The organism is Rothia sp. 27098_8_161, from assembly GCF_041432905.1.
Taxonomy (GTDB): domain Bacteria; phylum Actinomycetota; class Actinomycetes; order Actinomycetales; family Micrococcaceae; genus Rothia.
Genome location: NZ_JAPWAL010000029.1, coordinates 1 through 11238, shown reverse-complemented (window position 1 = coordinate 11238; position 11238 = coordinate 1). Strand labels below are relative to the sequence as shown.

At 64.2% G+C, this 11238-nt stretch carries 9 protein-coding genes; 2 read left to right on the top strand and 7 right to left on the bottom strand.

The annotated features are described in order from the left end of the window. Together O3648_RS07880 and O3648_RS07875 are read left to right on the top strand one after the other, a co-directional pair. Positions 1-1180, top strand: a 1180-nt coding sequence (locus O3648_RS07880) for a glutamate-1-semialdehyde 2,1-aminomutase (protein WP_371569471.1), incomplete at its 5' end; no start/stop codon positions are given. 32 nt (positions 1181-1212) lie between these two features. Next, the gene (locus tag O3648_RS07875; protein WP_371569468.1) at positions 1213-2394 is read left to right on the top strand and encodes a sugar dehydrogenase; all 1182 of its coding nucleotides are present in this window, start codon (positions 1213-1215) and stop codon (positions 2392-2394) included. Positions 2395-2484: 90 nt separating this feature from the next. Here O3648_RS07875 and hemB read toward each other — a convergent pair whose 3' ends face one another. The 7 genes from hemB to hemE form a co-directional block, all read right to left on the bottom strand. Further along, positions 2485-3486 carry a porphobilinogen synthase gene (hemB, locus tag O3648_RS07870; protein ID WP_371569466.1) on the bottom strand — a complete coding sequence of 334 codons (1002 nt, stop codon included), beginning with the start codon at positions 3484-3486 and terminating at the stop codon, positions 2485-2487. A 56-nt stretch (positions 3487-3542) separates the two neighbouring features. Then, the gene (locus O3648_RS07865; RefSeq protein ID WP_371569463.1) at positions 3543-4430 is read right to left on the bottom strand and encodes a uroporphyrinogen-III synthase; all 888 of its coding nucleotides are present in this window, start codon (positions 4428-4430) and stop codon (positions 3543-3545) included. Positions 4431-4435: 5 nt separating this feature from the next. Further along, the gene (locus tag O3648_RS07860; RefSeq protein ID WP_371569460.1) at positions 4436-5569 is read right to left on the bottom strand and encodes a hydroxymethylbilane synthase; all 1134 of its coding nucleotides are present in this window, start codon (positions 5567-5569) and stop codon (positions 4436-4438) included. Positions 5570-5678: 109 nt separating this feature from the next. Next, positions 5679-7133, bottom strand: a complete 1455-nt coding sequence (locus tag O3648_RS07855; RefSeq protein WP_371569457.1) for a ferrochelatase — start codon at positions 7131-7133, stop codon at positions 5679-5681. Continuing rightward, complete coding sequence (gene hemQ / locus O3648_RS07850) at positions 7130-7948, bottom strand: hydrogen peroxide-dependent heme synthase (RefSeq protein ID WP_279742142.1); 819 nt, start codon at positions 7946-7948, stop codon at positions 7130-7132. The genes O3648_RS07855 and hemQ overlap by 4 nt, the downstream gene beginning before the upstream one ends. A 96-nt stretch (positions 7949-8044) precedes the next feature. Then, entirely contained in the window at positions 8045-9604 is a 1560-nt protein-coding gene (hemG, locus tag O3648_RS07845; RefSeq protein ID WP_371569454.1) for a protoporphyrinogen oxidase, read from the bottom strand. A 120-nt stretch (positions 9605-9724) separates the two neighbouring features. Beyond that, a complete protein-coding gene (gene hemE / locus O3648_RS07840) occupies positions 9725-10915 on the bottom strand; it encodes a uroporphyrinogen decarboxylase (protein ID WP_279742144.1) in 1191 nt (396 codons plus the stop codon). Positions 10916-11238: the final 323 nt, after the last annotated feature.

Below are 11238 nucleotides of genomic sequence, written 5' to 3'. Positions count from 1 at the left end.
GGACGGCAACGAGTACGTTGATCTGGTCTGCTCGTGGGGTCCGTCGATTCTGGGGCACGCACATCCGCAGGTGGTTGAGGCGGTTCAGCAGGCGGCTGAGCGCGGCCTCTCCTTTGGCGCGGCGAGCGCGCCGGAGGCTGAGCTGGCTGAGCTGGTGGTCAACCGTATTAACGCGGCAATTCCCGGTGCGATTGATCAGGTGCGTATGGTGTCCACCGGTACTGAGGCAACCATGACTGCGATTCGTCTGGCGCGTGGTGTGACCGGTCGCGACAAGGTTATTAAGTTCGCGGGCTGCTACCACGGTCACGTGGATGCGCTGCTTTCCGAGGCTGGTTCGGGTGTGGCTACCCTGGCGCTGCCGGGTTCTGCTGGCGTAACTGCCGCAACCGCCGCGGAGACCATCGTTCTGCCCTACAACAACCTGGATGCTGTGCGTGAGGCGTTCGCGAACCATGAGGGTCAAATTGCCGCAATTATTACTGAGGCGGCACCCTGCAACATGGGTGTGGTGACCCCCGAGCCCGGTTTCAACCGTGGCCTACACGAGATTGCTCACGCGAACGGTGCGCTGGTCATTTTTGATGAGGTGCTGACCGGTTTCCGTGTCTCTTCGGCTGGTTACTGGGGTTACGCGGCTCCCAAGGATGGCGGCTGGGTTCCCGATATTTTCACGTTCGGCAAGGTCATTGGTGGCGGTATGCCCATCGCGGCACTAGCCGGTAAGCGTGAGGTCATGGAGCACCTGGCGCCGGTCGGCCCCGTCTACCAGGCTGGTACCCTCTCCGGTAACCCGCTGTCGGTTGCGGCGGGTATTACGACCCTGACCCTGGCTGATGCCGCCGTTTACGCGCACCTGGATTCGCGTAGCGCCCAGCTGCAGCAGGCTCTGACCGAGGCGTTCAACGCCGCCGGTGTGGACCACTCCATCCAGAGCGCCGGTAACCTCTTCTCGGTAGCGTTTGGTACCTCCGAGGCGGGCGTGCACAACTACGCCGATATCAAGGCCTCGGCAACCAGCCGCTACAACGCGTTCTTCCACTCCATGCTCGAATCCGGAGTGTACCTGCCGCCAAGCGCATTCGAGGCATGGTTCGTTTCTGCCGCCCACAATGATGAGGCGATGGAACGTATCATCTCGGCTCTTCCGACCGCCGCCGCCGCTGCCGCATCCGCGTAAGGGTTTGCGAGAAGTAAGGAGGTGAGCCGCTCATGGATCTGAGCGCCTTGGGACTGCCCATGGAACAGCTACGCGATGTGTGGCTGATCGCCTTCATGGTGTACTTGGGCTTGTGCCTGCTGGTAGATATCGCCTACCCGGTGCCCATCAAGAAGGAGAAGGCAGCCGACCTGTACCTTGAGGTATCCGGTTCGCCCGTTGATGAGGTGCTCCGCTCCACTGCGAAACGTACCGCGATGGGTGCTCCGTTGAGCTCTTCCCGTAAGGGTAGCGCCACGAAGAAGGCGAAGAAGAAGCTGGATTCTATTGAGGGCGCTGGCGTGTTTAGCGGCTGGTTCCACGTGGTCATGTACCTGTGGGGCTGGATTGTGGCGGTCTCTATCTTCACCCTGTACTGGGATATCGTGTACGACGGCATTCTGTTGCCGGCGCTGATTCTGCCGTTCCTCATGGTGTACGTGGGGGCGCGCTGGGGTCGCCGCGGCTGGCGCGAAGCACGCGGTTACAGCAAGGACGACCGTGTGCTGGGCATGCCGCGCATCTACTCGGCGACGCTGGGTAAGCTGAGCGCACCGTTCCGTGTGCACGGCACCGTGCCGGGTGTGGAGCCGATTCGTAACGACCGCACCGCCTACTGGGTGCTCAACGGTATTGCGTTCCTGCTCGCCTCTGTCTTCTTGATGTCCTTGGCGGGCTGGAGCATCGACGAGGATTTGGAAGCGATCTATATCGGTCACGCCTCCTGGTTCTTGGCGGCGGCATACATTCCGCTGATCCTCGTGCTGCTGATGTACAACCGCGATTACGTGGTGTACAACCCGGATTCGTTCCAGGCTGGGCGGCTGTTCCTTCCCGCGAAGTCCCGCCCCTACTCTGAGGTTCGCGCGTTCCGTGTGTACCCGAAGAACCCGGACGCCATCAAGCTGAATCCGAAGGACGCGAGCCAGTGGAGGCTGGAGATTCTGCTTCCCAGCGGCCGCAAGCACGACTATGCGCTCAATGATCACCAAATTGATTGTTTGGTGGCGCAGATTGCGTTCAAGATTGAGCAGGAACGCTGGGCGCAGCTGGATTCGCCGGCGGACCGTGAAATGTTAGCGAAGTACTTCGTGGACGGCCGCGTCATCTGTACGACCATGGGTTACAAGCCTGCCGGTAAGCATGCAGAAGAGGCGGCACGCCGCGCATCCTTCCAGAAGGCGCAATACAAATAAGCGGGCTACTCTTCACCGCTCTAATACCGCTCAGAAGCCACATACTGTTTGTACAGCATGTGGCTTCTCGGCATTAAATGAGGGAGGGGTTTAGGCGTCCAGCTCGCGCAGCCAGCCTGCCGCCTCCGTACCGTAATAAGTCAAAATAACGTCCGCACCGGCACGGTGAATCGAACGCAGCGACTCCAGCACCACAGCCTTACGGTCAATCCAGCCGTTCGCAGCAGCCGCCTCAATCATCGCGTACTCACCCGACACCTGATACGCCGCCACCGGCACCGGCGAAAACTCCGCCACCTCACGCACAATATCCAGGTAGCTACCGGCAGGCTTCACCATCACCATATCCGCGCCCTCCTCCAGGTCAGCGCGCACCTCCAGCAGCGACTCGCGGCGGTTCGCCGGGTCCTGCTGATAGGTCTTACGGTCACCCGTGAAGCTGGACTCCACCGCATCACGGAACGGACCGAAGAACGCCGAAGCGTACTTCGCCGAATACGCCAGAATCGACACATCCTCAAAGCCAGCCTCGTCCAGGGCGGTGCGCATCGCCGCAATCTGGCCGTCCATCATGCCCGACGGGGACACCGTATGCGCACCCGCACGAGCCTGCGAAACCGCCATCTTGCAGTACAGCTCCACCGTCTGATCGTTATCCACCACGGGCGTGCCGTGGCCGTTATCAACCAGCACGCCGCAGTGGCCGTGGCTCGTGAACTCATCCAGGCAGGTATCAGCCATAACCACCAGGTCATCGCCGAACTCCTCCCGGCACACCGCAATCGCACGGTTCAGGATGCCCTGCGGATCCCAGGCGGTCAAACCGACCTCGTCCTTATCCTCATCGCGGGGAATGCCGAACAGGTCAATGCAGCGGATGCCTGCCTCATACGCCTCACGCACGGCGGGGATGATGCTCTCCAGGGTGTGCTGGTACTGACCGGGCATGGAACGAATCGGCTGCGGCTCGTCGATGCCGTCGCGAACGAAGAACACCTGAATCAGCTGCGCGGGGCGCAGGGTGGTCTCAGCGACGAGGGAGCGCATGGCTGCGGTAGTGCGCAGGCGGCGCGGGCGGCGGGTGAGGTTCATGATCTCTCCTGAAAAGTTCTTTCGAAATAATGTGAAGTCTTAGCTGAAGGATGCGCCTAAATCAGGGCTACGGCGGCGCGCGCCAAATCCTGTGGGGAGGGCGAATCAGCCTGCACGTGGCGCAGGTTCAGAGCGCGGCATGCGGAGGCGGTACTCGCCCCAATCGCCACCACCGGCGGCACGGATTCGGGCGCTAGTCCGGATGGGCCGTCCAGCAGGGCGTGCAGGCGGGAGGGGGCGGTCACCACCAGCACATCCGGCGCGGGGGTATCCGGGTCTGGTGTGTCTACGGCATTCCCCTGTATGAGCGCGCGGGCGGCGGAAAGGCTCAGCTCTCCGGGTGCCACCTGCTCGGCGGGCACCATGCCGTAAAGCACGCAGCGGCGGCTGTCCCAGCCCAGGTTCTTGAGGCCCTCGCGCAGGGTCGGGCGGGCGTTGAAGCCTTCCAGAACCAGCACGGCGGCATCAGCTGCAGGCTGTTCAAACTCCGCGAGCATACCGGCGGCGCTCTGCACCTGCGGCTGAAAATCTGTGCCCAGCCCCAGCTGGGTGTGCACAGCGCGGGCGGTTGCCGCGCCCACGCAGGCGATGCGCACTCCCCCACTCGTGCAGGCGCGGGCGAACTTGTCGCCCCACAGCTCGGTGCAGGCGCGAACCGTGTTGGCGCTCGTGAAGCTCACCCACGCGTACTGGCCGGAGGCGAGCGCCTCCAACACGGCTGCGTGTTCTTCGCCCGGCTCGACGGTGCGCGCCTGTTGCAGCGGGGCAAAGAGTACCCGGGGCTCCCCCAACCCGTTCTGTGCGCACTCCTCGGCGAGGGCGCGCGCGAAGGCCGCGCCCTGCGCGGCGGAGCGGGTCAACAGAACCGTGCGCGGGACATCAGCCTGCGGGGCATCAACCTGCCGGGATTCAGAACACGAGGTATCAGAAGGCGGGGCAGACATGGCGCCTACTTCAGGTCCAATCCGGCCAGGGCAGCGGCACCCATCTGCAGCAGGTCTTCTGCCACGCGCACGCCCAGACGTTCGGCGCCGGGCACATCCAGCTCAGCAGTTGCCGAGGTGTGACGCAGCATGTCGGTACCGTCCGGGGAGGCCACCACAACGTTGAGCACCAGGTCGCCCTCAACCACCTGCGCGTAGGCACCGATGGGGGCGGCGCAGCCGGCTTCGAGGCGGCGCAGCAGGGCACGCTCGGCGCTGACGGCGAGGCGGGTTTCGTAGTGGTTTGCGGCAAGCAGGGCATGGCCCAGGGCACGCACCGGGCGCGCCACCTCGGCGTCGGCCAGCGCGGCAGGGTCCGGGTTTTCGAACTCGCTTTCGCGCACTTCCAGGGCGAGCGCACCCTGACCGGGGGCGGGCAGCATGCGGGTGGGGTCCAGGTACTCGGTGATGAGGTCTTCCTTGCCCAGGCGCTTCAGGCCGGAGACGGCAAGCACCACGGCGTCGCAGTCGCCGCTGCGTTCGGTGCCTACCCCGTGGTCGGCTCGTTCGGAGGTTTCAGCATTCTGGCGGAGTACGACCTGCTTGCCGGCGTGCTCTTCAAGGCCCTTCACGCGGCCGATGCGGGTGCCCACGTTACCGCGAATGTCCACGATTTCAAGGTCGTGTCGCAGCACACGTAGCTGGGCGGCACGGCGGGGTGAGCCGGTGCCCACGCGGGAGCCGGTGGGCAGGGTGTCGAGGGTCAGACCATCGCGTGCTACGAGGGCGTCGCGGGGGTCTTCTCGTTTGAGGGTTGCGGCGATGACCAGGCCGGGGCAGGGTGCGGAGGGCAGGTCCTTGAGGGAGTGTACTGCCATGTCCACGCGGTTTTCTTCGGAGGCGTTCTCGCCGTCGAGCAGACGCTGGCGCAGTGCCGCCGCGAATACGCCGGTGCCGCCGAGGGTTGCCAGGGGTCCGGTGAGTACGTCACCTTCAGTCTTGACGGTGCGCAGGGTGAAGTCCACGACCTCGGCATCTGCGGCGCTGTGGTGTGCCTGGTGTTCGGTGTAGAGGGAGGTAACGGTTTCAGCAGCAATACGGCTTTGGGTTAGGGCGAGAGCAGACCCGCGGGTGCCCAAGATGTACTCGTGGTGGCTCATATCTCTCCTTATCGGTGATGTGTGTGATAGCCCGTAGGCACATGCGCTCCGACCCGCCCGCGCACCCTCTTCAGGGGCGTTGGGGCGAGCCGGAGCTACAGGGGTGGTGTTAGTGGGAGCAGCATCCGCCGGAGCCGCAGCCACCGGAGCGGCTGGCCGGTGCGTTCTCAGAAGTGCTGGGTGCAGTAGCGCTGTTATCAGCACCGGCTGCATACTCAGCAATGACTGGCTTCGGCTCACCGCGACCGGGCTTGCAGCAATCAGGTTCGCACTCGTCGAACCAGCCGTACTGACCGCTCACGCTCGGGGCACAGACGCTCTCACGTTCGGGGCGTAGGTCGGCTGAAACGCCGTTCTCCACGCGCTCCTCAATCAGGCGGCGCAGCGACTCCACGTACGCCGGGTGCGTGCCGGGGGTGGGGGTGCGCACGGCGACCACGCCCAGGCGCTGGCAGGTGTCCAGCGCCTCGGTGTCCAAATCCCACTTGACTTCCATGTGGTCGGAGACGAATCCGAGGGGCACCAGCACGACGCCTTCCACGGGGGCTTCGCCATCCTCCGCCGGGTTGGCGGGGGTGGGCAGCGCCTCCAGGGCGTCGTTGACGTCCGGCTCGAGCCACGGCATGGACGGCGGGCCGGAACGAGACTGGTACACCAGCTCCCACTCGACGTTCTGCAGAAGCTGGGGAGCCTCATCACGCACGAGCGATAGCACGGCACGAGCGACCTGCAGGTGCTTCTCTACGTAGGCGGAGCCGCCCTCATAGTTCACACCGCGCGGGCCTGCCTCATTCGCCGCGGAGGTCGGCACTGAGTGAGTGCAGAACATGATGCGCAGGCGCGGGTTCAGCGAACCGCTATCGCGTGCGGCAAGCTGCTCACGCACCGTGGCGAGCCCGTCCTTCAGCCCGTCAGCAAAAGCGCGGGAGAATCCGGGCACGTCAAAGAACTGACGGATCTTACCCACGTGCACGTGCCCTTCCAGACCGAGCTGCTCAATCGCCACACCGTAGTCTTCACGGTACTGGCGGCAGCTCGAGTAGCCGGGGTAGGCGCTGGTCGCCAGCACGAGCACGTTACGGTGACCGTTCTCGTAGGCTTCGGCGAGCACGTCCTTCACGTAGGGCTTCCAGTTGCGGTTCGCCCAGGTGATCGGGATGTGCGGGCCGCGCTCGGCGAGTGCCTGCTGCAGTGCGGCGAGCAGGGCACGGTTCTGCTCGTTAATGGGCGAGACGCCGCCGTTGGCGCGGTAGTGGGTGGCGACCTCTTCGAGGCGCTCATCTGGGATGCCGCGGCCAGCGGTTACGTTGCGTAGGAACGGGATGACGTCCTCCTGCCCCTCGGGTCCGCCGAAGGAGGAGAGAATCACCAGGTCGTAGGGGCGTGCCTCTTCGGCACGTTCACGGGTGATACTGCGTTCGCTTCGGTAGTCACCGAGGGTCTGCTCATTGAGTGCAGCGGGGCCGTTGGAGGCGGTGTTCGCCGGGTCGGTGTGGTTGGGTACCACGTCGTCCGGCAGGAGCGTGCCGTTGAGGGTTACGCCGCCGTTCGGCTGATGGCTCACGCCAGGACCTCAGCTACTTCGTCTGCACCGATGCGGCGGCCGGTGTAGAAGGGGGTTTCCTCCCGCACATGCAGGCGTGCTTCGGTATTGCGGAAGTGGCGCATCATGTCGACCAGGTCGACCAGTTCGGGTGCTTCAAGGGCGAGGACCCATTCGTAGTCGTTCATGCCGAAGGTTGCGACGGTGTTTGCCAGTATCTGCGGGAAGTCGATTGCCTTCATGCCGTGGTTCTTGAGCATTTCTGCACGGCGTTCGGGGTTCATGTAGTACCAGTCGTAGGAGCGTACGAAGGGGTAGACGCAGACCCATGCTTCGGGTGCCTTGCCGCGCGCGTATGCGGGGGCGTGGTTGCGGGTGAATTCTGCTTCGCGGTGTACGCCCATGGTGGACCAGACGATGGTGGTACCGGTGAAGAGTGCAGTGCGGCGAATCTTGCGGACTGCTGCCTGCAGCTTTTCGGGGTTCTGGCCGTGGGTCCAGATCATGATGTCTGCGTTGTCGCGCATTGCGGAGACGTCGTAGATGCCGCGCAGGGTCACGCCCTCGGCTGCGAGCTGTTCGGTGAGCTGCTCGAATTCTGCGCGGGCTTCGTCGGTGTTAGCTTCTGCGGGGCGTGCGCCGGAGCGTGCGAAGACGGTGTAGAGGGCGTAGTGCAGGGTTTCGCCTTCTTCGCGGCCGCGGCGGTTCTCGTCAGCTGCGGAATGCTGGACTGCGTAGCCCTTGGGTGCGCCGCCGTAGCCGTGGCCGGAGTGGCTGTAGCTGCCGTGTGCACCGTGTGCACCGCTGTGGCCATGTGCTGCGTGGTCGTGAGACATTGTGTGTTCCTTTCTTCAGCGAGGGTTCGCTGTCTTAGAGGCGCAGCTTCCGTAGCCGCGCGTTTTCTCAAATTATGGTTTATGGTGCGCTGCGTATTACCGGTTATTGAGTGTCGGCAGCGTTGGGGCGGTGACGCCTTCCCAGTCTTGTGCGGCGTGATAGATGAGGCGGTCCATCTGCTCGTAGGTGTCTTTGACGGTGAGGACTAGGCCGGAACCGGCGGCCCAGGAGCCAACGGTGCTGAGGGTTCCGAGTTCGCTGGCGCGTTCGCGGAATTCTTTGACTCGTTCGCGGTGGCCGGGAGTGGAGGCGGGCAGTACGCCGCGCCACCGTATAACGTCCGCGTCGACGAGGTTGCTGTGGGTGAGGGATACATCCATCATGCGGCTTGCATCACGCAGGGCGAGGGTAATGAGCTGCTCGTCGGCGAGTGCCACTTCAGAGAAGCGGGAGTCTTCGCCACCGCGGCCGTAGGAGAGGCGTACGACGTGGCGGCCGGGTTCTGCTGCGTCGGCGACCCACTGCCATTTGGCGGTGGCGTGGGTGAGGGCTTTGGCCCGGACGGCGGTTGCTTCTTCGGAGACGAGCAGGCCGGTACCGCGCGGGTGCTTGTTCAGGTCGGGGGCATCGGCGACAAGGGTGACGAGGGCGACTTCGGGGCCGGGCTCCAGGGCGGGTAGCGCCGTGGAGACGTGCGGGCCGATAAGTCGGGCTACGGTCGGGCCATCGGTTGCGACTACCAGGTAGTCGGCGTAGAGGGGGGTGTTTTCGCCGTCGGTGGTATGGCGCTGAATGATGAACCATTGGCCGGTGGATTCGTCGCGGTCTACGGCGATGACGTCGAATCCGGTGACGATGCGTACACCGGCTTCGTAGAGTTCCTCGACGAGACGTTCAGAGAGCTGGTTCATACCGCCGATAATGCCTGCTACCTGAGAGCCTGCAGGTGCTGCGGAGCGGAAGGCTGCCGCTGCTGCGGCAAGGGAGCGGTGCTTACGCAGTGCCGCGCGCAGCCCGGGGATAGTGGCGTCCACGTCGAGCTTGTCGGGGTGGGTGGAGTACACGCCGGAGACGACGGGGGCGACCAGGTTGTCCAGGACCTTCTGACCCATGCGGATACGTACGAGCTCACCGAGAGTCTTTGCGTTTTCACCGGCGGAGATGGGTAGGAATTTGTCTACCTGGGCGCGGCGCAGGCCTTTCTTGCCGATGACGGGAATCAGTGATTTGTCGTTGACGTTGCCGGGGATACCCATGATGCCGGTGCTGGGGGTGCGGCGGGCGCCTTGCGGCAGGTATAGCCAGGAACCGTAGGAGTTGGGGGTGACAATCTGGTCACCCAGGCCGAGTTCTTTAACGAGGTCGCTGACGATGGGGCTGCGGGTTGCGAAGGATTCGGCGCCGGAGTCTAGGAGCAGGCCGCCAACTTCGTGGGCTCCGACAGCGCCGCCGAGGTGGTGCCGTTGTTCGAGCAGGGTGACGCGCATGCCGGCTGCGGCGAGGCGGCGTGCTGAGATGAGGCCGGAGGGGCCGCCACCGATAACGATGGCGGTGGGCACCTTCTCGTTACGGGTGAAAGTTCGTGCGGTCTGGGGCGCAGTGGAGGAGCTGGCCTGTGCGGTCCGGTTTGGTGCCTGGTTGGTGTGCTGGCCCATGGTGGTTCTCCTTCGGTCTGTCAGCGGGTCTGCCCTGTGGCGTTGGCGTTATCAGCGGGTGCGGTGGCTGGGGCGGTGTCTCGCAGCGCTGATATGTGTTAGCCCCGCGGGTCCGCTGCTTTAGCTTGCCGTTTTCTCGTGGATGTACGCCACGAGGTCGGTGAGCACCTGCGGGTCGGTAGTCGGGGGTACGCCGTGGCCAAGGTTGACCACGTGCGAGGGGGCGGCGTTGCCTTCGGCGAGCACTTCGTCTACGTGTGCGTAGAGGTTTTCGCTACCTGCGGCAAGCAGTGCCGGATCGATGTTGCCCTGCAGAGGTACGGCGCCGTTGAGCAGGGTGTTCGCTGCCGATAGCGGCAGGCGGTAGTCTACACCGATGACGTCTGCACCGGCTTCGTGCATGGCGGGCAGCAGTGCGGTGGTGCCGGTGCCGAAGTGGATGCGCGGCACACCGTATTCACGCACCATGTCGAGGGCGGTTGCGGAGTGTGCCTGCACGTAGCGGCGGTAGTCATTTTCACCGAGGGAGCCTGCCCAGGAGTCGAAGAGCTGCACGGCGGAGGCACCCGCCTCGATCTGGGCGCGCAGGAACTGGCCTGCGGTACGCGATGCCCAGGCGGCGAGTTCATGCCAGGCAGCGGGGTCGGCGTGCATCATGGTGCGCGGGTGCAGGTGGTCGCGGGAGGGGCCGCCTTCGACCATGTAGGCGGCAACGGTGAAGGGGGCTCCGGCGAAGCCAATGAGCGGGGTGTCGCCGAGCATTTCTACGGTGGCGGCTACGGCTTCGCGGATGGGGTCGAGGTCGCTGTCTTTGAGTTCGGGCAGGGCGCGCACCTCGTCGAGGGTGCGTACGGGCTGGTCGAGTACGGGGCCCCTGCCGGGCACGATATCGACGTTGACACCCGCAAGCTTCATGGGGATGACGATGTCGGAGAAGAAGATGCCGGCGTCGACCTTGTGGCGGCGGACGGGCTGCACGGTGATTTCTGCGGCGAGGTCGGGGGTGAGGCATGCGTCCAACATGGGGATGCCTTCGCGTACTTCACGGTATTCGGGCAGGGACCGGCCTGCCTGTCGCATGAACCAGACGGGTCGGTGACTGGAGGGGCGGCCGGTGAGGGCGCGGAGCATGGGCGAGTCGGCGGTGGTGCCTGCGCGCAGGGGGTGGTTGGCGGGTAGGTGTGCGAGCTGTTCGTCGGTGAGCAGGGGTCGCTGGGCGTCGGTGGGGTGTGCGGGCAGAGCGGGTGCCTGTGCGGCAGCCGATGCGGGGCCCTTTTCCGATGCAGGAGTTGTGTGCTGGTTTTCGCTCATAGTGTCTAGTGTGACAGGTTTATGCGGGTGTTTTTGCGACACTATGTCATGGCGACTCTTACCTAATGGTAGCTTTCTTAGTGGTGAGGAAAACCTTAGTTTGTGTCTATTCATCGTACTCAGTTCCCCGACCGTGCAGATACTCTTGACCCCTACGATGGTGGAACTTAGGTTCTGTAAGCTTTACAGGGGCTTAGCCGGCGTGGTTATGATTAGTCTCTAGTGAGTACTTATGCATTTGTGGCATCGCACCACACCGTTGATTTGACCACCGTCGCTGCGTTGAGCGCCGGTGCTTCCGGCGTACCCGATGTTCTGGCGGG